Annotated in this window: 22 protein-coding genes; 8 read left to right on the top strand and 14 right to left on the bottom strand. The window is 66.7% G+C overall.

The window, feature by feature from the left end:
- Positions 1 to 85 precede the first annotated feature (85 nt).
- Positions 86 to 1,357: an MFS transporter gene (locus tag BXU08_RS04660; protein ID WP_077509023.1), complete on the bottom strand. Its 1,272-nt coding sequence runs from the start codon at positions 1,355 to 1,357 to the stop codon at positions 86 to 88.
- Positions 1,358 to 1,511: 154 nt separating this feature from the next.
- On the opposite strand from BXU08_RS04660, the gene BXU08_RS04655 reads away from it, so the two are divergent.
- Complete coding sequence (locus BXU08_RS04655; RefSeq protein ID WP_253190509.1) at positions 1,512 to 1,670, top strand: hypothetical protein; 159 nt, start codon at positions 1,512 to 1,514, stop codon at positions 1,668 to 1,670.
- A 3-nt stretch (positions 1,671 to 1,673) separates the two neighbouring features.
- On the opposite strand, the gene BXU08_RS04650 is transcribed toward BXU08_RS04655, so the two are convergent.
- The 3 genes from BXU08_RS04650 to BXU08_RS04640 form a co-directional block, all read right to left on the bottom strand.
- Positions 1,674 to 2,324: a hypothetical protein gene (locus BXU08_RS04650; RefSeq protein WP_077509021.1), complete on the bottom strand. Its 651-nt coding sequence runs from the start codon at positions 2,322 to 2,324 to the stop codon at positions 1,674 to 1,676.
- A gap of 82 nt (positions 2,325 to 2,406) precedes the next feature.
- Complete coding sequence (locus BXU08_RS04645) at positions 2,407 to 4,047, bottom strand: inorganic phosphate transporter (protein ID WP_077509020.1); 1,641 nt, start codon at positions 4,045 to 4,047, stop codon at positions 2,407 to 2,409.
- Positions 4,048 to 4,167: 120 nt separating this feature from the next.
- On the bottom strand, positions 4,168 to 4,350 hold the full coding sequence (locus BXU08_RS04640; protein ID WP_077509019.1) for a hypothetical protein: 183 nt from the start codon (positions 4,348 to 4,350) through the stop codon (positions 4,168 to 4,170).
- A gap of 73 nt (positions 4,351 to 4,423) precedes the next feature.
- Between BXU08_RS04640 and BXU08_RS04635 the strand changes: the two genes are divergently transcribed.
- The 3 genes from BXU08_RS04635 to BXU08_RS04625 all read left to right on the top strand — a co-directional run bounded on the left by BXU08_RS04635 (position 4,424) and on the right by BXU08_RS04625 (position 8,407).
- Positions 4,424 to 6,736 carry an ATP-dependent helicase gene (locus tag BXU08_RS04635; RefSeq protein WP_077509018.1) on the top strand — a complete coding sequence of 771 codons (2,313 nt, stop codon included), beginning with the start codon at positions 4,424 to 4,426 and terminating at the stop codon, positions 6,734 to 6,736.
- Positions 6,737 to 6,740: 4 nt separating this feature from the next.
- On the top strand, positions 6,741 to 7,376 hold the full coding sequence (locus BXU08_RS04630; protein WP_077509017.1) for a hypothetical protein: 636 nt from the start codon (positions 6,741 to 6,743) through the stop codon (positions 7,374 to 7,376).
- Between the two features lie 503 nt (positions 7,377 to 7,879).
- Entirely contained in the window at positions 7,880 to 8,407 is a 528-nt protein-coding gene (locus BXU08_RS04625) for a glycine zipper 2TM domain-containing protein (protein ID WP_077509016.1), read from the top strand.
- Between the two features lie 15 nt (positions 8,408 to 8,422).
- Here the strand turns inward: BXU08_RS04625 and BXU08_RS04620 are convergent, their stop codons facing one another.
- Positions 8,423 to 8,791 carry a hypothetical protein gene (locus tag BXU08_RS04620; RefSeq protein WP_253190508.1) on the bottom strand — a complete coding sequence of 123 codons (369 nt, stop codon included), beginning with the start codon at positions 8,789 to 8,791 and terminating at the stop codon, positions 8,423 to 8,425.
- Positions 8,792 to 8,829: 38 nt separating this feature from the next.
- Positions 8,830 to 9,915 carry a sensor histidine kinase gene (locus BXU08_RS04615; protein WP_150125415.1) on the bottom strand — a complete coding sequence of 362 codons (1,086 nt, stop codon included), beginning with the start codon at positions 9,913 to 9,915 and terminating at the stop codon, positions 8,830 to 8,832.
- A 207-nt stretch (positions 9,916 to 10,122) separates the two neighbouring features.
- Between BXU08_RS04615 and BXU08_RS04610 the strand changes: the two genes are divergently transcribed.
- The 4 genes from BXU08_RS04610 (at position 10,123) to BXU08_RS04595 (ending at position 14,813) form a co-directional block, all read left to right on the top strand.
- Positions 10,123 to 10,629, top strand: a complete 507-nt coding sequence (locus BXU08_RS04610) for a hypothetical protein (protein WP_150125414.1) — start codon at positions 10,123 to 10,125, stop codon at positions 10,627 to 10,629.
- A 225-nt stretch (positions 10,630 to 10,854) separates the two neighbouring features.
- Entirely contained in the window at positions 10,855 to 12,177 is a 1,323-nt protein-coding gene (locus BXU08_RS04605; protein WP_077509012.1) for an MFS transporter, read from the top strand.
- A complete protein-coding gene (gene cysK / locus BXU08_RS04600) occupies positions 12,174 to 13,094 on the top strand; it encodes a cysteine synthase A (RefSeq protein ID WP_077509011.1) in 921 nt (306 codons plus the stop codon). The genes BXU08_RS04605 and cysK overlap by 4 nt, the downstream gene beginning before the upstream one ends.
- 333 nt (positions 13,095 to 13,427) lie before the next feature.
- Positions 13,428 to 14,813, top strand: coding sequence for a cell wall hydrolase (locus tag BXU08_RS04595; protein WP_366926574.1), 1,386 nt, complete (start codon positions 13,428 to 13,430; stop codon positions 14,811 to 14,813).
- On the opposite strand, the gene BXU08_RS04590 is transcribed toward BXU08_RS04595, so the two are convergent.
- Genes BXU08_RS04590 through BXU08_RS04555 form a run of 8 tightly spaced genes read right to left on the bottom strand, consistent with a single transcriptional unit; the run spans position 14,758 to position 23,302 of the window.
- Complete coding sequence (locus BXU08_RS04590) at positions 14,758 to 16,233, bottom strand: PH domain-containing protein (RefSeq protein WP_150125412.1); 1,476 nt, start codon at positions 16,231 to 16,233, stop codon at positions 14,758 to 14,760. The two genes, BXU08_RS04595 and BXU08_RS04590, sit on opposite strands and share 56 nt — an antisense overlap.
- Positions 16,230 to 16,706, bottom strand: coding sequence for a PH domain-containing protein (locus tag BXU08_RS04585; RefSeq protein WP_077509009.1), 477 nt, complete (start codon positions 16,704 to 16,706; stop codon positions 16,230 to 16,232). Before BXU08_RS04585 ends, BXU08_RS04590 begins: the two co-directional genes overlap by 4 nt.
- A gap of 41 nt (positions 16,707 to 16,747) precedes the next feature.
- Positions 16,748 to 18,550 carry an acyl-CoA dehydrogenase C-terminal domain-containing protein gene (locus tag BXU08_RS04580; protein ID WP_077509008.1) on the bottom strand — a complete coding sequence of 601 codons (1,803 nt, stop codon included), beginning with the start codon at positions 18,548 to 18,550 and terminating at the stop codon, positions 16,748 to 16,750.
- Positions 18,551 to 18,560: 10 nt separating this feature from the next.
- Positions 18,561 to 18,986: a MerR family DNA-binding transcriptional regulator gene (locus tag BXU08_RS04575; protein WP_077509007.1), complete on the bottom strand. Its 426-nt coding sequence runs from the start codon at positions 18,984 to 18,986 to the stop codon at positions 18,561 to 18,563.
- A 39-nt stretch (positions 18,987 to 19,025) separates the two neighbouring features.
- The gene (locus BXU08_RS04570) at positions 19,026 to 20,000 is read right to left on the bottom strand and encodes an AAA family ATPase (protein ID WP_077509006.1); all 975 of its coding nucleotides are present in this window, start codon (positions 19,998 to 20,000) and stop codon (positions 19,026 to 19,028) included.
- Positions 20,001 to 20,048: 48 nt separating this feature from the next.
- Complete coding sequence (locus BXU08_RS04565; RefSeq protein ID WP_077509005.1) at positions 20,049 to 21,209, bottom strand: D-alanyl-D-alanine carboxypeptidase family protein; 1,161 nt, start codon at positions 21,207 to 21,209, stop codon at positions 20,049 to 20,051.
- A 22-nt stretch (positions 21,210 to 21,231) separates the two neighbouring features.
- The gene (locus BXU08_RS04560; protein ID WP_077509004.1) at positions 21,232 to 22,272 is read right to left on the bottom strand and encodes an SPOR domain-containing protein; all 1,041 of its coding nucleotides are present in this window, start codon (positions 22,270 to 22,272) and stop codon (positions 21,232 to 21,234) included.
- Positions 22,256 to 23,302 (bottom strand): lytic transglycosylase domain-containing protein, encoded by a 1,047-nt coding sequence (locus BXU08_RS04555; protein WP_077509003.1) that lies wholly within the window; start codon positions 23,300 to 23,302, stop codon positions 22,256 to 22,258. Before BXU08_RS04555 ends, BXU08_RS04560 begins: the two co-directional genes overlap by 17 nt.
- Between the last annotated feature and the right edge of the window lie 16 nt (positions 23,303 to 23,318).

Raw genomic sequence — 23,318 nt, 5'->3', positions numbered from 1 at the left:
GTACGGCCGCATCACCAGTCCCGAGCTGCGCACCACCGCAATCGCTGCGTCCTCCGACGGATACCGCGCCTTGCGGAGGCAGACGCTAAGCTTGGTGCGCACGCCGGGAAACCAGCGCCAGTCCGGCGAGGCTCAACACCGCCGCGCCGGCCAGGTAATAGCCGACCAGCACCAGCCCGCCCTGCGCCACCAGCGCCGCCGCGATCAGCGGAGTCAGCCCGCCGCCGATGATCCCGCCCAGATTGAACGTCACCGACACGCCGGTATAACGCACCCGCGCCGGGAACAGGCTCGGCAGCCAGCCGCCCAGCGGCCCATAGACGAACCCCATCACGAACAGCCCGCCCGCCAGCCACACGAACACGCTCGCCAGCGCCCCCGCGGTGACGAACAGCCCGATCGTCAGCCCCGCGACGATGGTCGCGAAGCATCCGATCGCGAGCACGCGCGTGGCACTGCTGCGGTCGGCCAGGCTGGAGGCGATCCAGATCCCCGCGGCCATGAACAGGATCGCGACCAGCTCGACGGCAAGGAACGTCTCGCGGTCATAACCGAGCCCCTTGGTCGCATAGCCGATGATGAACACCGTCGAGATGTAGAACAGGGCGAAGCACGCAACGGTGCCGACGGTCCCCGCCAGCGTCTGCAGCCAATGGTCGCGGAACAGCTCGCCTACCGGCACGCGCGGCGGCGGCGCGGCTTCCTGCGCGGCGACGAAGGCGGGCGTCTCGGTCAGCGTGACCCGCACCCACAGCCCCAGTCCGACCAGTGCCGCACTGGCGATGAAGGGCAGCCGCCACCCCCATTCGCGGAACTGGTCGTCGCTCAGCAGCGCGCCGAGGATCAGGAAGAAGCCATTGGCGAAGATGAACCCCACGGGCGCCCCAAGCGGCGGAAACGCGCCATAGCGATTTGCCCAGCCCGGCGGCGCATTCTCCACTGCGAGCAGGCTGGCCCCTCCCCACTCGCCACCCAGCCCCAGCCCCTGGCCGAAGCGCAACAGGCACAGCAAGGCCGGCGCCACCCAGCCGATCATCGCATAGGTCGGCAGGAACGCGATCAGCACGGTCGATATGCCCATCAGCATCAGCGACGCGACAAGCGTCGACTTGCGTCCCATCCGGTCGCCGAAATGCCCGAACACAAGTCCCCCCAGCGGCCGCGCGAAGAACGCGACGCTGAAGCTGGCGTAGGACGCGAGCTGCGCCAGCGCCGGATCGGTGGTCGGGAAGAACAAAGCCGGGAACACCAGCGCCGCCGCGGTCGCGTAGATATAGAAATCGTAGAACTCGACCGAGGTGCCGACCAGGCTCGCAAACAGGATGCGGCGATGCGATGCGATCGGTGCGGTGGCCATGGACGTCCCCTCTTTGGGACCGTCCTAGGAAAGAAGCGCGCCTTTGGGGAGCCCCGTTCATCGGCCTGACAGTTTCGCACCTGTATCGAACGCCCACCAACGCAGCACCGGAAATAGGGAGTCGGCCATGCGCGAGTCAGCAGGACACAGATTTGTGTTCGCAATCCTCTTCGCGCTCGCCGCCGGCGTGCTCGTCTATTTCTACAATCCGGTGCAGCATTTCCGCGCCGACCTGCATGCCGATGCCGGCGGGCTCAAGGTCACGCTGGAAATCTCCGCCCATGCGCTGGAAGCCTTTGTCCGCCAGGCCTGAGCGCTATCGCCAGCTATAGGGAGACGGCACTGCCGGCGCGCCGAACTCCGGCTCGGTCGCCTTTTGCGCCAGCGGTTCGGTAAAGCCGTCCAGCATCTTGCCGGCATTGTATGCCGCGTCGAGCGTCTTCTCGTCGGCACCCGCCAGATACGCACCGTTATAGGTCAGGCCGGAGATCGGCCCGCCAGTGATACGGTCGATATGTTCCATCACCTGATCGAACGACATCTTGCCCGGCGCGAGCTGCGACGGCGCGCTGAGCGATGCGAGCTTGTTGCCGCACGCGTCGATCGTCGGTCCCGCCCATTGGCCCAGCGTCGGTGGGGCGTTGATCCGGTCGACCAGCGACGGCGTCGTCGTCGCCTGCATCGCGGCCTGGAGGTTGCCGATATCGACCGGCGAGAGCTGCGCCTCGACGGCCGCCTGCAAGTCCTTGGCTAAGTCCGGGTTGGCCGCCTGCAGCCCGGCAAGCTGCTGGCCGAGCGCGGTGGTGTCGATGCCGAGATTGGTGGTCGCCTTGTCGACCATCGCTTCGGCGACATTCTCGACTGCGTTCATCCGCTCGGCGGCTTCGGCCGCTGCCGCGGCGGCGGAGCTCGCATTGGCGCCGCTGGTGCTGTCCGCGCCGCCCACCGATCCAGCCGAGTCCGTCATCGCATCGCTCCGTCCTAGTTCACACTCGGTGTGAGGTAGGGGCGCGGCGCGCGGGTTTCGCTAGTCGTTCCGATTATCCGGCTCAGCCGAGCTGGAAGAACCGCACTGCGTTGAGCATCAGCCAGTAGAGCCCGCCCGACAGCAGCATCGCCGCGGGCAGAGTCAGCAGCCACGCTGCCGCCAGCTGGGCGATCGTGCGCTTCTGCAGCCCCTGGCCATTGGCGACGGCGGCGCCCGCCACGCCCGAGGACAGGATATGCGTGGTCGATACCGGCAGCCCGAACCGGTCGGCGCTGAGGATCGTCGCGGCGGCGACCAGCTCGGCGGTCGCGCCCATCCCATAGGTCATGTGCTGCTTGCCGATCCGCTCGCCGACGGTGACCACGATCCGCTTCCAGCCGATCATCGTCCCCAGCCCCAGCGCGATCGCGACGACCACCTTCACCCATAGCGGAATGAAGCGCGTGCCGGCCTCCAGGCTCGACTGATAGTCCTTGATCGCCTTGAGTTCGTCGGGCCGGAAGCCGTCGGGCTTCTTGGTCGCCAGCTTGGTGGTGTCGAGCACCAGATACATGTCGTTGCGCACGTTGGACGTGGCCTCGGCCGGAACCTTGCTCAGCGACCCATAGCTCGCGACGCGCTGGGTCAGGTCGGTCGAAAGGCTGTCGAGCGCGGCATAGACCAGCGGGTTGTCGGTCCGGCGCTGCTGGAGCGCGCTGGTCAGCGTTGTGCGGGCCTGATCGGCGGGCATGTCGATCCCGCCGCTTCGCGCGTCGAACGCCGCAGTCGCGGTGTTGGCGGTCTGGACAAACGCGGGAGTCGCGCTGGTCGGCAGCGTGCGGTTGAGCGCATAGGCGGTCGGCGCGCAGCCGATCAGGATCAGCATGATCAGCCCCATGCCCTTCTGGCCGTCGTTCGAGCCATGGCTGAACGACACCGCGGTGCAGGTGAAGATCAGCAGTGCGCGCACGCCGCGCGGCGGCGGCGCATCGCCGTCGGGCGCCTTGTACAGCTCGGGCCGGCGTACCAGCATACGCATCACGAACAGCAGGAGGAGCGCCGCGCCGAACCCGATCAGCGGCGCCATCCACAGCCCGGTCAGCACTTTCTGCGCCTGGCTCCAGTCCACTCCGGCAGTGCCGCCGCGTGATCCCGCCTGGAGGAGCTGGTTGGCGAAGCCGACGCCGAGCACCGATCCGATCAGCGTGTGCGACGAAGAATTGGGCAGCCCGACATACCAGGTGGCGAGGTTCCACAGGACCGCCGCGAGCAGCAGCGCGAAGATCATCGCGAACCCCGACGCGCTCCCCACATTGAGGATCAGGTCCACCGGCAGCAGCGTGATGATCGAATAGGCCACCGCCCCGCTCGAGAACATCACGCCGAGGAAATTGAAGAAGCCCGACCACACCACCGCGAAATGGGCGGGCATCGAATTGGTGTAGATCACCGTCGCGACGGCATTGGCGGTGTCGTGGAAGCCGTTGACGAACTCGAACCCCAGCGCGATCAGCAGCGCCAGCGCGAGGAACGCGAACACCCCCAGCGCCATTTCCTCGCCCACCCCGCGGGTGTCGGCGAGCACGCTCCACCCGGCATAGGCCATTCCGCCGACCAGCAATGCGGCGAACAGCAGCTTGGCGAGGGGATGAGGTTTATAGTCGAATCGCGAGGTCCGCGGCGTTTCGGCCGTCGAAGCCTGGTCCAGTGCGAGTGTGGCCATGATGAAGCCGCCCTGACTCGCCCGCGTGACAAAGTGATGACACCCCCGTCACGAAGCTGTGGACGAGGTTGGATCGAGATTGGAATTCCAAATTCTCCCTCGCTCCCAGGAGCGGGGACCTTAGTCGGTAAAGCACGTCGTCCGCGTTACCTTCACCACTTTGCCGCCGGCGTCCTTCTCCTCGTGACGCCCCGGCTCGCACGGCTTGCGCACTTCGCTCTGGCTGGTTCGCCATGCCACGAACGCCGCGATCACTGCGATCGCCAGCACGATGCCGAGCCTGAGTTTCCGATTACGCCACATGATGCCCCCTTAGCCCGCACAGCGCCCGCGAAGCAACTTGCTCCCGACGCGCGCGTTCCCTACCTGTTCGCCGATGACTCTCCCCGCGCCCTCTCCCCAAGACGCCCCCTATCTGCAGGGCTTGAACACGCCGCAGCGCGAAGCCGTGCTGACCACCGAGGGCCCGGTGCTCGTCCTCGCCGGCGCCGGCACCGGCAAGACCGCCGCGCTCACCGCGCGCCTCGCGCATCTCCTGTTCACCCGGAAGGCGTATCCGAGCGAGATCCTCTCGGTCACCTTCACAAACAAGGCCGCGCGCGAGATGAAGGAACGCGTCGGGCGCCTCGTCGGCGACGCAGTCGAGGGCATGCCGTGGCTCGGCACCTTCCACGCGATCGGGGCCAAAATGCTCCGCCGCCACGCCGAGCTCGTCGGGCTTCAGTCCAACTTCACCATCCTCGACACCGACGACCAGCTGCGCCTGCTCAAACAGCTGATCAGCGCCGCCGACCTCGACGAAAAGCGCTGGCCCGCGCGCCAGCTCGCCGGGCTGATCGACCAGTGGAAGAACAAAGGCCTCACGCCGAAGGACATCGACGCCGGCGAATCCGAAGCCTTCGCCAATGGCAAGGGCCAGGCGCTCTATGCCGCGTACCAGGATCGCCTGCGCACCCTCAATGCCTGCGACTTCGGCGACCTGCTCCTCCACATGCTCGTGATCCTCAAAACCGATCGCGAGATTTTGTCCCAATATCAGAACCGCTTCCGCTACATCATGGTGGACGAGTATCAGGATACCAACAGCGTCCAGTATCTCTGGCTCCGCCTGCTTGCCCAGGAGCGCAAGAACATCTGCTGCGTCGGCGACGACGACCAGTCGATCTATTCGTGGCGCGGCGCGCAGGTCGAGAACATCCTCAAGTTCGAGAAGGATTTCCCCGGCGCCAAGGTGATCCGCCTCGAACAGAATTACCGCTCCACCCCGCACATTCTCGCCGCCGCATCGGGCGTGATTGCCAACAATGGCGGACGCCTCGGCAAGACGTTGTGGACCGAGAAGGACGCGGGCGAGAAGGTCCAGGTGCTCGGCATCTGGGATGGTCCCGAGGAAGCCCGCCGCGTCGGCGAGGATATCGAGGGCCTCCAGCGGGGCGGCACCAGCCTCGACGACGTCGCGATCCTCGTCCGCGCCCAGCACCAGACGCGCGAATTCGAAGACCGCTTCATTTCGATCGGCATGCCCTATCGCATCATCGGCGGCTTCCGCTTCTACGAGCGCGCCGAGATCCGCGACGCGCTCGCCTATCTCCGCGTCGTCGCCCAGCCCGCCGACGACCTGGCCTTCGAACGCATCGTCAACGTCCCCAAGCGCGGCCTGGGCGACAAGGCGCTGGCCAAGGTCCACCAGTTCGCCCGCGCTCAGGGCCTGCCGCTCACCACCGCCGGCGCGCGCATCCTCGACACCGACGAACTTACCCCTCAGGCCCGCCGGTCCTTGGGCAACCTCATCGGCGATATCGCCCGCTGGCGTAGCATGGGCGACACCCTCCCCCATCCCGAGCTCGCGCGCATCATCCTCGACGAGAGCGGCTACACTGCGATGTGGCAGGCCGACCGCACCGCCGAAGCCGCCGGCCGCCTCGAAAATCTGTCCGAGCTCGTCCGCGCGATGGAGGAGTATGAGTCGCTCACCGCCTTCCTCGAGCACGTCTCCCTCGTGATGGACAATGAGGCGCAGGCCGACGAGGCCAAGGTGACGATCATGACGATCCACGCCGCCAAGGGCCTCGAATACGACACGGTGTTCCTCGTCGGCTGGGAAGAAGGCATCTTCCCCTCGCAGCGCGCGCTCGACGAAGGCGGGCTCGCCTCACTGGAGGAGGAACGGCGCCTCGCTTATGTCGCGATCACCCGCGCGCGGCGGAAGGCGACGATCCTCCACGCCGCCAATCGCCGCATCTACGGGCAATGGACCAGCAGCCTCCCCAGCCGCTTCGTTGCCGAATTGCCCGGCGAGCATGTCGAGAGCGAGACCACGATGTCGGGCGGCGCCAGCCTGTGGCAGGCCAATTGGTCCGAGCGCGCCGACCCCTTCGCCGACGTCGCCCGAGGCACCGGCCGCGGCCCCGGCTGGCAGCGCGCCGCAGGGGTGGACGCCAAGAACCCCGGCGGCAGCTTCACCGCCCGCACCTTCTCGCGGGAACCCGCGCGGGTGCTGGAGAGCCACGCGTCGGCGGTCAGCTTCGGCGCCAAGCCGCGTGCGGACCTGTCGGTCGGGCTACGCGTGTTCCACCAGAAGTTCGGCTACGGAGTGATCGCCGAGATCGAAGGCAACAAGCTCGAGATCGACTTCGAGGTCGCCGGGCGGAAGCGGGTTATGGATAGTTTTGTGAGCTTGGGGAGCTGAATACATGAAACTATCGATCGCCCTTATTGTCGCTGCCTTCGCGATCGTGCCCAGTGTTGCCTTCGCCGAGGGCATCACGGTTCAGCAGCGTCCCGAACAAACGCCAGCGGACAGGGTTACCTGCATCAATGCGCTTCGCGCCTTTCGGCTGACTGGACATGATTCGCCGAAATTGGGTGCGAGCATAGTGTATTTGGCGATGCGCAATGCGCAGGATGATCCGAAGGGAGAGACTGTCACCGACCGATACCTGGAAATCCTTTCGGAATTGCAGGATCAGCCTTTGCCTACAGCCACCGAGGCCGAAGCCATGATTAAACGCTGCTACACTGCGGACTCCTTGGCGTCTGGCGATCAGGTTCGCGCATTTCCAGCAAATGCCTTCAAACGTGACCTGGTTTGCCGGGCCGCCCTTTTCTTGGTCATTCAGTCCAGCAGACGGTTAGGCGATACGCCCGAACGAAAGCGTCTGACCGAGGTGGAGACCCGGTTTGCAGCCAAGACCACGCCACAACGCTATTACGAAAATGGTTTGCGTACAGAAGCGGCGATGAAAGCCCTGGTTCTTGAAATAGCGATCAGCTCACTCTCTATCGGTACGAGCTATGCCATCGCAGATGCCTGCTCCACTCTAGCGTAAAGCTTCCAATCCTTTTCTCCTAGCCAAAGCCTAATATGGTCACCAACTAGTTAGAGGACCCACCTGAAACTAGTTTCATGCTCCTAGCTTGCCCACTCTCGCCATGTTGCCCGAGCGTTTGAGAGGGCGGCCGAACGCACCTGGCGACACGATTTCGGGCTTCGCGCAGCGACGCGCTCCATATTGCGATCTCAAACTCAAATGGCCACACGCTGGGCACGCTCGACACTCGCATGGCAGATGCCGCATTTCTGCTCGGCGCCCCAGTCGAGGCGATTTGAAACCTTCCGCCGCATTGCTACGTTCCAAACAACAATCCCGAGCCACGAAAGCGAACGGGCGCCGCAGCACGCTGCCGGCGCCGCGGATCTGGGCCTGTTCGCCGGCCTCGCCCAGCCGGCATGACCTGTCGCCGCCCGCGTTCAGCGCCGCTTCACGCACATTGCCGGAACGTTTCCGGGTCGCCGGCCGTATCGCACGGCACATAGGAGGAGACTTAAACAATGAAGATCATCACCGGCCTCGCGGCGCTCGCCGCAGCGCTCGTCGTCGCCAGCCCCGCCGCTGCGCAGAGCAGCGCGCGCTACGCCACGTCTTCTGCGCAGGATGAGGATGCGCGCTTCGATGCCGCCCAGCGCCGCTTCGATAATGAATATGAGCAATTCCAGGCCGCGCTCGACCGCTATCGCCGCGCCCGCGCCACGCGCTCGTCCTATGACGATCGCCGCCCCGATGTCGGCTATGCCGAGGACGATAATTACGAGCCGTCGCGCTACTACCGCTCAGGCAATTATCAGGAGCGCGTGCTGTCGCAGGAAGACCGCGTCTATCGTGGTGACGACGGCCGCTATTATTGCAAGCGCAGCGACGGCACCACCGGCCTGATCGTCGGCGCGGCTGCAGGCGGACTGTTCGGCAACATCATCGCCGGTCGCCGCTCCAGCACCGTCGGCACATTGCTCGGCGCGATCGCCGGCGGCGCGGCAGGTGCATCGATCGACCGCAACCAGCAGCAGGTTCGCTGCCGCTAAGCCTTTCGGCCGGGATCAGGCTGGGTGGGGTTCCACCGCCAGCAGGGTCTCGGCCGCGAAGCGTTCGTCCTTGGGGTCGAAGATGTTGCTGGGCGTGAAGCCGCGCTCGGCCAGCGCGAAGCCCGCCAGCCCGACCAGCTTGAACAGCCCGAGCTTCTCTTCGCGCGGCGGCACGCCGTCCCGCTCGATCGTCGTCGCGCCGACATAGACTTCGCCGTGGCGCGTGAAGGCGACATGCGGCGCCAGGATCACGCGGCCGCCATTATACGTCGCCTCGACGCAGCGGGTGCGCACGATCGCCTCGAACAGCATCGGCATGGTCGCGGCAGGTGCGGGCGGCGTGTCGGATTCGCTACGGTACATCGTGCGAAATATAAGCGTCATGCCGCAGTGCAGCAAGACCGGGCGGATACGGAAGCGGCCTAGCGTTCCTGCAAGTCGGCGATCGGCACGCGCAGATCGACTTCGACGCCGCTGGCCGGATAGCGGCGCTCGACCTTGCCGGTGCCGATCAGCCCCATGTCGATCAGCCGCGAGCCGAAGCCGATATGCACCGGCGCGTTTACTACCGGGCCGTCGCGCTCGCGCCAGCAGACCACCAGTTCGTCACCTCGCGCGCCGTGTTCGAGGTGCCAGTGCAGCACCACCCGGCCATGTTCGGCGGAGAGCGCGCCATATTTGACTGCATTGGTCGCCAATTCGTGGAGAATCAGCGACAGCCGCAGCGTCGCCGAGGCGCCCAGGTCGATTTCGGGGCCCGCCACGTCGAAGCGGTCGCCGTGCATCGCCAGCAGCCCGTCGGCGAGCTCGGTCAGTGATGCCCGGAGCCACTTGCCGCGGCCCAGCACGTCATGGGCATGGCCGAGCGCGATGACGCGCTTCTCGAACGTCTTGACTGCATCCCTGTCGCCCACTCCGCGCAGCGTTCGGCTGGCAAGCGACTGGACCATCGCCATGGTGTTCTTGAGCCGGTGCGCCAGTTCATCGCGCATCACGTCGGCGGTCTGGCGGGCCAGCACCGCGCCGGTGGTCTCGATCACGGTGTCGATCATCCCGCCGACGCTGCCGTCGGCGAGCCGCAACGGCGAAAAGCAGAAGGTGAACCAGGCCGTCTCCGGCCCGTTGCCGCGATCCATCTCGAGCGGGAAATCCTCGAAATAGCTGGACTCGCCCGAACGGGCCCGCTCGACCAGCGGTCCGACCGCATGCCACACGCCGGCCCAGAGTTCTGCGAAGCTTTGGCCAATGACCTCCTTGTCACCAAGGATGGGGCGGAACGCGTCATTGTAAATGGTGACGAGCTCGGGCCCCCAAGCCAATGCCATCGGGAAGCGTGATTCGAGCACCCATGCCACCGCAGATTGCAACTCGGGAGGCCAGTGCTCCGCCGGGCCCAGCGCCGTCGTCGCCCAATCGAATCGGCGGACCGCGTCGCCCATTGCGCCGCCGCCCATTCTAGCCAGTGCCGACGCCCCCGCCTGCATCCCCGCTGCCCGCCTCTCGCTCAAAATATCGTTCTACCGGACGATGTTAGCAACATCGTGCATAAAGCAAACAGGCTTTGCCGTACGAATCCGGGTTTGCCCGAATTGCGCCCCGAGCAACAGGCTGCGTCAGCTTCCGTACCAACACCATTACGGCCTTCACCGGAGCCGCAGCTTTACGCGCGGTCAGCTAGAAACGAGGCAGAGGGGAAGGAGGAGAACACCCCCCGAATGCCCGTCGATCGCCTGCTTGCCCAACACTGCCGTATCCTGACCAACGTGGAATCCGTCGAACGTTTCTCGGAAGGGCCGCCGCCGCCCCAGAATGACAACATGGCCGACAAGCGCTGGGCGTTCACCCGCGACTTGCTGGTCCATTTCGCGCGAATGGAATCGACCATCTATGGCCCGATGATGAGCGACCGCCGCGAGCACGCGCAAAAGGCGGCAGCGCGCGGAAGCGTCGAGACGGCTGCGCTGATGGCGGAATATCGCGAGCATGTCGCGCGATGGCAGGGGCCGCACCCGGCGGACCGTTGGGAAACCTATCGCCGCGGCGTGACTCGGCTGATGCAGCGGATCCGCGCCCGGCTGGAGGCGGAAGCAATGGAGATCGTTCCCCTGCTTCCGGTCCAGCCCGACGGGACGCGAAGGGCCGGCCCGACACGCGAAAGCTATGTCGCGGAGGCCTGGGAGATCCGCGGCGTGCTGTTCGAAGGCACCAAGCTCCCGCTCTGAGCGCGGCTCAGTGCCAGAAAAGCAGCAGCAGGATGATGATCGGAATCGGAATCCCCAGCAGCCACAACAATATGCCCTTGCCCATCGCTCGTCTCCTGATCGGTTGATTTCGGTGGCGTAAGAACCGCCATCCCCCTGTCGGGTTCCGTACTGGGAACCGGTGCTCTTGTGGCAGGCGCGCATTCGCCCGTTGCGATGCGGCACGCAACGCGCCAAGAGCCGGGCATGCCGATCCACCCCTTCGCCATCGCCAATTTCCGCGCCTATTGGGTGGCGCGCTTCGCCGCCACGCTCGGGCAGATGGCGATGGTGATCGTGATCGGCTGGCAGGTCTACGACATCGCCCGCGAGACCATGACGATCAAGGAAGCCGCGTTCCAGCTCGGCCTGATCGGCGTCGCCCAGTTCCTCCCGCTGCTCGCGCTGTCGCTGTTCGCCGGCTGGCTTGCCGACCGGATCGACCGGCGCTGGATCGCCCGCTGCGCCGTAACGCTCGAAGTCGGGTGCGCGCTCAGCCTGGCATGGCTGACCTATACCGATACGATCACTCTCCCCGCCCTGTTCGGCATCGCCGCCCTGCTCGGCGTCGCGCGCGCCTTTGCCGGCCCCGCGCTGGGCGCGCTGGCGCCAAACCTCGTTCCCAAGGAGAGCCTGCCCACTGCGATCGCGCTCAGCTCGACATCGTGGCAGATCGGCACCGTGATCGGCCCGGCAATGGGCGGCTATCTCTACGCCGCCGGTCCCTCGGTGCCCTATTTCGTCGCGGCCGGCTTGTTCGCGCTCGCGCTGGCGATGCTGCTGCTGATCTCGCCGGTGCCGCGCAGCGCGATGAAGTTCACCGGCAGCCCCTGGGCGCAGATGGTCGACGGCCTCCATTATGTCCGCCGCAACCGGCTCGTTCTCGGCGCGATCTCGCTCGATTTGTTCGCGGTGCTGCTCGGCGGCGCCACTGCGATGCTCCCGGTCTATGCGCGTGACATCCTCCAGGTCGGCTCGGAGGGTCTCGGCCATCTCCGCGCCGCGCCGGCGCTGGGCGCCGTGCTGGTCGGGCTGCTCTTCTCGTGGCGTCCGCTCAAGACCGAAGTCGGCAAGAAAATGCTGATCGCCGTGGCCGTCTTCGGGGTGGCCACCGTGATATTCGGCGCATCGGCACCGTTGTTCGTCGGCTTGCTCGGGCCGAGGGCAATCGGCAGCGACTTCGCTCCTGCCGTGCTGCTCTCGCTCGTCGCATTGTTCATACTCGGCGCTGCCGACATGGTCTCGGTCTATGTCCGCCAGTCATTGATCCAGCTCTACACGCCGGACCAGATGCGCGGCCGCGTCGGCGCGGTGTCGACGCTGTTCGTCTCGGGATCGAACGAACTCGGCGAAGCCGAATCGGGCTTCCTCGCCGCGGCGATCGGTCCGGTCGCCGCAGTGATCGGCGGCGGTATCGGCGCGGTGCTTGTCACCCTGCTATGGGCCAAGCTATTCCCAGAGCTCAGGCGGGCTCGCACCTTCGATCCTCCGGCCAACCTCGAAGTGCCTCCCAAGGAGATGACGACATGAAGGCGAACACGATCCTCGAGACCATCGGCAACACGCCGCACATCCGTGTGCAGAAGCTGTTCCCCGGTGCCGAGGTCTGGATCAAGTCCGAGCGCTCGAACCCCGGCGGCTCGATCAAGGACCGCATCGCACTGGCGATGGTAGAGGCGGCCGAGAAGTCGGGCGATCTCAAGCCCGGCGGGACGATCGTCGAGCCGACCAGCGGCAATACCGGCGTCGGCCTGGCGATGGTCGCCGCGGTCAAGGGCTACAAGCTGATCCTGGTGATGCCCGAGAGCATGAGCCTCGAGCGCCGTCGGCTGATGCTGGCCTATGGCGCCAGCTTCGATCTCACGCCGCGCGAGAAGGGCATGAAGGGCTCGATCGAACGCGCGATGGAGATCGTCGAGACCACCGAAGGCGCCTGGATGCCGCAGCAGTTTGAAAACCCTGCGAATGTCGATGTTCATGCCCGTACCACGGCACAGGAAATCCTGAACGACTTCGCCGACACGCCGATCGACGTGGTGATCACCGGCGTCGGCACCGGTGGCCACATCACCGGCGTCGCCGAGACGCTCAAGAAGAGCTGGCCCAATCTCAAGGTCTTCGCCGTCGAGCCCGAGCTTTCGCCGGTCATCTCGGGCGGTACGCCGGGCCCGCACCCGATCCAGGGCATCGGCGCCGGCTTCGTGCCGCGCAACCTGCACACCGACGCGATCGATGGCGTCATCAAGGTCGATGCCGGCGTCGCCAAGGACATGGCCCGTCGCGCTGCGCGTGAAGAGGGCCTTCTGGTCGGTATCTCGTCGGGCGCCACGCTCGCCGCGATCCTCCAGAAGCTGCCCGACCTGCCCGACAACGCGCGCGTGCTCGGTTTCAACTACGACACCGGCGAACGCTATCTCAGCGTTCCCGACTTCCTGCCCGAGAGCTGAGCCGACGAAACTCCCCTCCCGGCAAGGGAGGGGCAGGGGGTGGATGCGCGCGTCTGCGCGCCCAAAAGACTCAGCGCCGGTCACCAAAGCGCCGAGCAGGGCATCAAGCCCTGCCCGGCGTTGAACCCACCCCTACCCCTTCCCTTTCAGGAAGGGGATTGCCCTGATCACCCCTCTCCAGCGGCGTTTCGGCGCCGCAATGGTTCCAAATCGGCCCGTGCTGCGTTATGGGCGGCGACCCCGCCTGTGGAGCAGCTTTTGTCCGTACCCTCGTTCCCGATCCCGATCTCCCGGCGCCTTCGCGCGCCGCTGGGCTGAGCGAGACCGCCGGTCATGCTGATGCGTCCCGAAGAGCCTGTCGTCGTGCCTGCTGCGTCCGTGGCACCGTGGCTCAAGATCGTGCTCGCCCTGCTGGCGCTGGCCGCGATCGCCGTCCCGCTGCTGATCGTATCCACCGCGCCGCGCGTCATCGTTCACAAGCGCGCGCCCGTGGTGATCTCCAAGCGGGTGGTTCCCAAGCAGGAATTGCCCCCCGTCGAACCGGTCAAGCTCCAGCAAGTCGCGCCTGACGACGCGCGCGCGATCAATGCGGCGATCCCCTTCTCCACGCTCGCCAATCCCGCTGCCCGCGCCTTCCGCCTTTCCGGCGGTGCGGACAGTCAGGCGCGCGCCGTCGATTGCCTTGCGGCGGCGGTCTATTACGAGGCCGGCGACGATGCCGTTGGCCAGCGCGCAGTCGCGCAGGTCATCATCAACCGCATGCGCCATCCCGCCTTCCCCAAGACCGTCTGCGGCGTCGTCTTCCAGGGATCGGAGCGCAGCACCGGCTGCCAGTTCACCTTCACCTGCGACGGGGCGATGCTGCGCTATTCGCCCGGCACCGCGGCCTGGGAGCGCGCGCGCGACGTGTCGCGGATGGCGCTGAACGGCAGCGTCTATCGCCCGGTCGGCCATGCCACGCATTACCACACCAACTGGGTGGTGCCCTATTGGAGCTCCAGCCTGGAGAAGATCACCGCGGTCGATACGCATCTGTTCTTCCGCTGGGCCGGCTGGTGGGGCACGCCCCCGGCATTCAACCGTGGCTATGCCGGCGTCGAGCCAAATGTGTCCCAGATGGCGCGGCTGTCGCCGGTGCATCAGGGCGACACGACCAATCCGCTCGAAACGGCGCTCCAGGGCGACGGCACGTTGATCGATCCCGCGACGATACCCGACAGCGCCGTTCCCAATGCAGTCGGCGCCGGGCTCGATGCCAATCACTTTCTCGTCGTGCTCGACCGCAAGATGAACCCGGATGCGTTCGCCGCGCTCGCGATCAAGACCTGTGGCGAGCGGCTCTACTGCAAGTTCATGGCGTGGACTGACCCCAAGCAGAAGCCGGCCAGGCTCCCCGCCACCCCTGCACAGACCGCGGCCCTCTCGTTCAGCTATCTGCGCGACCAGGCGCAGGGCTATGCCAAGGCGCTTTGGAACTGCCAGCAATATAAGCGGCCGAGCCCGATCCAGTGCATGCGGGTCCAGCCGCCGGTCGCCGTCGCGCCTGCCCCCGCCGCCTCGCCGACACCACTTCCCGATGCGAAGGCGGCCACTGGCCCCGCCACGCTCACCGGTGTCCGCCGCAAGGCCGACCCCGCGCCCGCCCCTGCGCGGCCGGTCACGCTCACGCTTCCTGCAGTGAAACCGGTCGCGGCCCAGGCGTCCCCGCCGGGTAACTGAGGTCGGCGCGGGCCGCGAGTGTCTGCGCTAGTTCGAAGGCGATCGGCTCGGAGACATCGGCGATGTCGGGTGCGGCCCAGCCACCGGCGCCCGCAGTGTCGATCATCACCGTCGCCAGCCCGAGCCGGCGCTGGAGCCAGGTCCGGCGCACCGTGAGCGTCTGCACCGCCGCATAGGGCACCGTCCAGTCGCGCTGCGACAGCACGCCCCGCGCCACCTGCACGCTGGTCGCGCGAAGCCCGTAGCGATGATGGCGCCGTTGCAGGAGTGCGACGCCGACGGGCACCGGCACCAGCGTCAGACCGATCCACAATATCGGCAGCAGTGCACCAGCAATCGCGAACAGGACCAGCACCGGCAGTCCGTGACGAAGCGCCGCGCGCAGGATGTGGCCGCGCGAGACTGGGGTCAGCGTGTCTCCCTCGAATTGCGGCAGTCCTGCGGCATCGATCACCCGCGCCACTTCGTCAGCCCGCGCGAAAGGCGCCATCGCCTGCCGGCCCGAGGCATCGTCACTGCCGCCCAGCGTCTGCATCTCGAGGCTCTGCCAGCCGAACCGGCCGCGCAGCGGCGCGCGATGGACCAGCGCCAGCTGGACGCGGTCCTTGACGATCACCACTTCGCTGCGCGTCAGCAGGCCGCGGATGCGCCGGAAACGGCTGCCCCGCTCGTCGAGACTGAAGCCATACTCGCGCACGAAGGTTTGCGAGACGCCGGCGAGCACGCCCAACCCCAGCGCCAAAGCGAGCACCGCCAGCACTGCACCGATCGTCAGATGGCTGCGCACTTCGCTCTGCGCGAGGCCCATCATCTGCTCCCAATCCAGCTCGATAACGCGGTCCGTCATCTGCAGCACCGCGAAAATCCCCGCGATCCACACTAGCGAGAAGTTGAACATCCCATAGAGCACCACCCGCCCCCCCGACATCGCGAACACGCGCCGTCCGGCCTCCGGATCCTCGCTCTCGACCGCCGCGGCGGCGGGCAATCGCCGCAGTGCGAGCCGCAGCCGCTGCGCCTCGGCCAGCGTGACGCTGTCGAGCACGCCTTCATCCTCGCCACCGCCGCCGGTCTCGATGCGCACCAGCGCCAGCCCCAGCAGACGCGCGAGCGGCTTCTGTTCGAACGATACGTCCTGCACGCGTTCAAGCGGAATCTCGCGCCGGCTGCGATGGAGAATGCCGCTCTCGATCACGAATGCATCGTCGGCCAGCCGGTAGGTCAGATACCACCAGCCTAACCAGGTCCAGAGCGCCATCGCCGCGAGCCCGGCAAGGATCAGCACCACACTAGCCAGCAGCCCGAACTTGGTGCTGGCCGCATAGAGCGCGGGTATGACAAACACGATCGACGGCCCCGATTTGAGCATCCCGATCACGATGGTCGCCGGATGCACCCGGCGTGGTGCGTCATCGTTCACGCGGCGCTGCCGATCCGTGCCCGGATGTCGTCACGGATCTGCTCGGCGGTTTCGCGCGCAACGCCCGGCAGTGTGACGATCGTACTCGCGGTGCCCGCCGTATGGAGCACCAGCCGCGCCACGCCGAAGATACGTTCCAACGGGCCCTGCGCCAAGTCGATATGCTGGACGCGCAGCACCGGCACGATCGTGTGGATGCGTGTCCACCAGCCATGCGCGACATGCAACTCGGTGCCGGTGAACGCATAGCGCCAATGCCGCCAGCGCCGCGGTGGTGCCACCACCGCCAGCCATAAAGCCACGACCAGCGCCACGCCGGCGAGCACGCCCTGGATTGGCAATTCGTCGGCAAACACGATCTCGATGATCGCTGCGATGGCGATCAGGGCCAGCGCCGACACTGCGCCGCGCGCGTGCATCACATGCAATTCACCGCGTTCGATAGGCTGAAGGGGGACATTGGTCAGGCTCATTGCCCGACCATGCTATGCCACCCCTCCCGGCTCAAGCACGATCATGCCGCGCGGAACATCTCCGGGTCGAGCGCCATCACCGCATCGCTGCCGCTCTCGACCTTGCGACGCAGCGCGCCGGCATCGGGAAAGAAGCGCTCGGCATAGAAGCGCGCAGTGACCAGCTTGGCTTCGAGGAACTTCGGGTTGTCGCCGCCCGCTGCCAGCGCTTCCACCGCCGCCTTGGCCATGCGCAGCCACATCAGCCCCAGCGCCACCGTCCCGGTTAGCTGCATATAGGGATAGGCGCCCGCGCCGACATGATTGGGGTTCTGGAAGCCGTTGGCCGCCAGCCACATCGTCGCGCCCTGGAGATGGCCGCGCGCCTTTTCCAGTCCCTCCGCAAAGCTCGCCAGCTTCTCATTGCCCTTTGCGGCAGCGACTTCCTCGGCGACCAGCTTGAAGAAGGCCTGGACCGCGCGGCCGCCATTCTGGGCGAGTTTGCGGCCGACCAGATCCATCGCCTGCACGCCGTTGGTGCCTTCGTAGATCATAGAGATCCGGGCATCGCGGACATACTGCTCCATGCCCCATTCGGCGATGTAGCCGTGGCCGCCATAGACCTGCTGCGCGTCCGTCGCGACCTTATAGCCGATATCGGTTCCGACGCCCTTGATCACCGGGGTGAGCAGCCCGATCAGGTCCGCGGCGAGCTGCCGCTCCTCCTCGCTCGGCGCGGCATGTTCGAGATCGACCTGCAGCGCCCCCCACAGGCAGAGCGCACGCAGCCCCTCGGTCTGCGCCTTGGCTTCCATCAGCATGCGGCGGACGTCGGGATGGACGAACAGCGTATCGGCCTTCTCGTTGGGCTCGGCGGGCCCGGTCAGCGCGCGGCCCTGACGCCGATCATGCGCATACTGGACGGCGTTCTGGTACGCAGTCTCGCCCACTGCCAGCCCCTGCAGCCCGACGCCGAGACGTGCGGCGTTCATCATGATGAACATCGCGGCGAGACCCTTCATCTCATCGCCGACCAGCCAGCCGGTGGCGCCGTCATAGTTCATAACGCACGTCGAATTGGCATGGATGCCCATCTTGTGCTCGATCGAGCCGCACGACACTGCGTTGCGCTGGCCCAGCGCGCCATCGTCGCCGACGAAGAACTTGGGCACCACGAAGAGCGAGATGCCCTTGCTGCTCTCGGGCGCGCCCGGCGTCTTTGCGAGCACCAGATGGATGATGTTGCTCGTCAGGTCGTGCTCGCCCGACGAAATGAAGATCTTGGTCCCGGTAATCGACCAGCTGCCATCGGCATTGGGCTCGGCGCGGGTGCGGATCAGCCCCAGGTCGGTGCCGCAATGCGGCTCGGTAAGGTTCATCGTGCCGCCCCACTCGCCCGACACCATCTTGGGAACGTACTTGGCCTTCTGCTCCTCCGAGCCCTTGACCAGCAACGCCGCGATCGCGCCGTGGGTCAGCCCCGGGTACATCGCGAACGCCATGTTGGCCGAGATCATATATTCCTGAAACGCTGTCGAGACGACGTGCGGCATTTCCTGCCCGCCGAACTCGGCCGGCGCGCTCAGCGTGCCCCAGCCGCTCTCGACGAACGCCTGATATGCTTCCTTGAATCCGTCCGGCGTGGTCACGCTGCCGTCGTCGTGGCGCGTGCAGCCCTGCTGGTCGCCCGAATGGTTGATCGGGAACAGCACGTCGGCGACGAATTGCCCGCCCTGGTCCAGCACCGCCTCGACCACATCGGGCGTCGCATTCTGGAAACCGGGGAGATTGGCATAGCGATCGAGCCCGATCACCGAGTCGAGAATGAAGCGCGTGTCGCGCACGGGCGGCGTATATTGCGGCATTTCAGGTTCCTCAGTGAGCGTCGCTGCTTTCGAGCAGCTGTACGAATTGCTGGAGTTCGGTGATGTGCGCGTCGATATCGCGCTTCTGGTTTTCGAGAAGCTCGATGCGATCGCGGCAGCGCTCGAGTGTCACTTGTTTCTGCACCCGGCGGCCTTCGCCGACATCGTATAGATCGATCATCTCCTTGATCTCGCCAAGGCTGAAGCCGACGCGCTTGCCGCGGAGAATCCAGGCCAGTCGCGCACGATCGGCGTGCGAATAGATTCGCTGGGTGCCCCGCCGCTCGGGCGCGATCAGACCCTCGTCCTCGTAGAAGCGCAGCGCACGCGGCGTGACGCTGAACTCCGCGCAAAGGTCGGAGATGGAGAAGGCGCCCTGCTCGGGACGCGGCTCGATAGGCGCCAGGGCCTCGACGGAAAAGGCAGTAGCGGGCATGCGCCTTTATAGCTTTACCTTTACGTGAACGTCAAGTGCTCAACGCGGTGACAGGCGCGCGATCAGCCCTGACATCTCGAACACGGTGGCGCCCGCATCGAGCGACAGTCCCGTGGCGCCGCCGACCAGCTCGCGCGCGGCGGCATAGGCGTCCAGCGCAACGCGTAGCCCCTCGCCCGACCGCGTGCGCGCCTGTTCGGCGATAAAGCTCGGCGCGCGGTGCAGGAATGCTTCGTAGCGCGGCTGTGCGGCCTTCGGGCCGAGCAGCTTGGCTAGCCGCGAGCGCACTGCGTTCGAAGGGTCGCCGGTCTGGGCGAGCACCGCCATGTCGCCCTCCAGCGCCGCCAGGTCGAGCCCGGCAAACCCCAATGCACGGCCCGGCGAGCCTTCACCCGCACGCACCAGCGCGTCGATCTCGCTCGCGCTCGCCTCGGGAAGCTCGGCGCGCAGGATCCCCGCAACCTGGTCCGAGGCAAGCGCTTCGAACCGCAGCAGCCGGCAGCGCGATCGTATCGTTGGGAGTAATTGCCCCGGAGCATGGCTGACCAGCAGGAAAATCGTCCCCGCTGGCGGCTCTTCCAGGTTCTTGAGCAGCGCGTTGGCGCCGCCGCGTTCGAGATCGTCGATCGAATCGATCACGATCACGCGGCGGCTGCTCAGCGAGGGCTTGGTCGCGAACAGCGGCTGCAGGCTGCGCACCTGCGCGATGGTGATCGACCGCGCCAACGCCTCGTCGGGCTTGGCGGCATCCTTCGGCAGGCGCACCAGCGCGCGGTAATCGGGATGCGCGCCCGCGGCGATCAGATGCGCGGTCTGGGTAGTCTCGGGCACGTCCCAGCCGGGTGAAAGCCTGTGCGGCTCGCTTGCCTCGGCCAGCATCCGCGCGGCGGCGGCACGCGCGAACGCGCCCTTCCCCACCCCCTCGGGTCCAGCGATCAGCCAGGCATGATGCAGCGCCCCGCTGGCCATCGCAGCGGCGAGCGCATCGCGCGCAGATTCGTTGCCGGTCAACATGGCAGCATCAAACTCAAAACGTCATCCCGGCGTTCGCCGGGGTGACGACTATCCGAAGAACGACGTCAGTCCGAGCCACACGCGGCGGAAGAAGCCTGCTTCGCCGACGTCGGCCTGCGCCACCAGCGGCAGAGTCTGGGTGGGCATGCCCGGCGTCTCGACGACGAGGTCGGCGATATGGGCGCCCGCCTTGATCGGTGCCTTTACCGGACCGAGATAGACCAGCTTGCCGGTCATCTTCGGCGTGGTGCCGGCCGGAACCGTCGCATTGAGGTCGCGCGGTGCGATGACCCCGACGCTGCTCGACCCGCCGCCCTGGACTTCGACATCGCCGATCTTCTTGCCCTTCGACGCGATCGGCTGCGGGCTCCATGCGCGGAAGCCCCACTGCATGAAGCGCACCGATTCCTCGGCGCGGCCGCCATAGGAATCGAGCCCGGCGACGACCATCACCAGCCGACGGCCATTCTGTTCGGCCGATCCGGTGAAGCCATAACCAGCCTCGTCGGTGTGCCCGGTCTTCAACCCGTCGGCACCGGCAACGCGGCCAAGCAGGGGATCGCGATTGCCCTGGGTGATCGCCGCGCCGGCGCCCAGGGTCTTGCCCCAGGTATACGACGTACGGCTGTAGAACTGCTTGTAGAGCTGCGGATGATCCTGGATCGTCGCCTTGGCGAGATGCGCAAGGTCGCGCGCAGTCACATAGGTGCGGCCTTCGTCGGGCCAGCCGTTCGACGTGCCGAACTGGCTGTTCGACAGGCCGATCTCCTTGGCCTTGACGTTCATCAGGTTAACGAACGCCTCTTCGGTCCCGGCGATCTTCTCGGCCAGGACGACGCACGCGTCGTTACCCGAAAGCGTGACGATGCCGTTGAGCAGGTCCTCGACGCGCGGCGTCTCGCCTACCGCGAGGAACATCGTCGATCCCTGCGAGTGCCACTTCTTCCACGTCTCGGGGCGTACCTCGACCGTGTCGCTGAGCTTGAGCTTGCCCTGCTTGATCAGGTCGAACGCAACGTAGACGGTCATCATCTTGGCCATCGACGCCGGCGGGATGCGGCGATCGGCATCCTTGGCATAGAGCACCGCGCCCGAGGACAGGTCCTCGATATAGGCGATCGGTGCCGGCGTATCGAAGGGCGGGTTCTGCGCAGTGGTCGGATACGCGACGGCGAGCGCCAGGATCGATGCGGCGAAAAGCTTCTTCATGACGTCCGGGTCCCCGGGTTACTCAGTTGACGGCGATCACGCGCGCGTCCCCATAACCCGCGCGTGCGGCCCCGGCCCGCGCAGCATCCGCCTGCCCTCGCGTCGCGAAGGGGCCGAGCTGCACGCGATGGAGCCCTCCGCCCTGCTTTACGGACCCGCCCATCCTCCGCGCAAGCGCTTGCGCGTTCGCAGCGTTAGAAAGTGCGGCGATCTGGACATAAAAGCCCGGTCCCGAGGCCGGACGGGCCGCGCGGGGCGGCGGCGCGGGCCGCGACACGGCCGGGCGCGTAGCGGCCGGGCGCGCCGGAGATGGTGAAGCAGCCACCGGGGCGGCGGCGAGATGCTTCCGCAGCGCATTGAGCAGCACCGGCGGGGTATCGGGTCGCGCCGCCGCCGGACGGCCCGAACTCAGTGCGAGCATGTCACCCGGCCCTGCGGCCACTTTCCGCACCCGCACCGCCAGCCGTTCGCTGCCGGCCTGGCCAAGCTCGCGCGCGGCACCCGCCGAAAGGGTGATGGGCCGCGCGGCCCCCGGATCGGTCGCGTTGATCAGCAGCACGATCGTCCGACCGTTCTCAAGCGACGTCACTTCGACCAGCGTATCGACCGGCAGCGAGGCATGCACCCCGGTGACGCCCTCGCTCGGATCCTCAACCGCGGCATAGCCGATCTCGTCATAGCGCTGCTCGCCCGGCGCACGCTGCGACGAGCCGCGCGGCCCTTCCAGGCCCACTGCAGGATCGATCTCGCGTTCCTGCGCGGCCTCGATTCGGGGCGCGGCCTGCGGGCGCTGCTGTGGCTGAGGCGGCTGGCGTCCCGGCACGGCATAGCTCGCACCCGGGCCGGTCTGGACCGCATCGGCAGGCGGCAGCACTTCCGCCGTGACTACCGGAGTCCCGGCGATTCCCGAGGCGCCGCGCGCCGGCGGCGTGGCGATGCGCTGCCCCCAGCTTTGTGCGGCGACCGAGCCGGGAAGCTCGGGTCCGTAATTGGCATAACCCCGGTCCCCGCCGCATCCGGCGAGGAGGAGAAGAGCAGCGACTGCGCTAGCGTTCGACTTCATCGGCGAGCAGGCCTACCGACAAAGCGTAAAAATTCGAGCAATTATAATCGAGGATCACGCGATAATTGCCGGTGAGCAGATACGCGGTCCGTCCGGGCCCGTCGGGCTCGAGCAACGTCGCCTGCACGCTATCCGCCGGCCAGCCGCGCCCCTGCATCGTCAGCCCGAGCGCGCGCCATTCGGCGATGCTCTTCCAGCGGCTGTGGCGCTCGAACACGCGCGGGCAGCGCGGCGCGACGGTCCGCCCCACCACGGCCGCACGGTTGAACCCTTCGGGCACGCGCACCGCGACGCCCCAGGGCTGCCCCTTGCGCCAGCCGGCATTGACGAAATAATTGGCGATCGAGGCGAGCGTGTCCGGCTCGCTCGTCCAGATGTCGGCAAGCCCGTCGCCGTCGCCGTCCACTGCCAGCCGCAGATACACGCTCGGCAGGAACTGCGGCCCGCCGAACGCGCCCGCCCAGCTGCCGACCAGCTTCTGTCGCGGCACCCCGCGATCGACCATCTTGAGCGTCGCTATGAATTCGCCCGCGAACAATGCGCGCCGGCGCCCTTCATAGGCAAGGCTGGCAAGCGCGCGCGGCAAATCGAACCCGCCCATCACCTTGCCATAGGCGGTCTCATGTCCCCAGATCGCCACCATGATCGATTCGGGCACGCCGGTCTCGCGCTCGATCCGCTCGAGCCGGCTGCGCACCCGCTGATAGGCGGCGCGCCCCTGCCCGATCCGCGCGGCATCGACATGCTTCACGCGATAGGGCTCGAAGTTGGAGATCGGCGCATTGGGCCGCGTCTCGGGCTGCTGGCGGTCGAGCTCGACCACGCGGGCATTATAGGTCAGCGTCGGGATCACCAGATCGACCGTGCGCCGGCTCACCCCTTCGGCAAGCGCCTGGCGGGCAAGCGTCTGGAGATAGGCCTGGAAGCCGCTTTCGTCCTGCGCGATCGCCGGCGCCGCCGCCGGGCTAGCCACCACCACGGCCACGGCAAGAGCCGCCGCCTTTCCGAATATCGCACGCAAAGCCAACATCCCGGTTTTGTGCCAC

This window comes from Sphingomonas sp. LM7, from assembly GCF_002002925.1.
Taxonomy (GTDB): Bacteria; Pseudomonadota; Alphaproteobacteria; order Sphingomonadales; family Sphingomonadaceae; genus Sphingomonas.
This window is presented reverse-complemented; position numbering and strand designations above follow the sequence as displayed.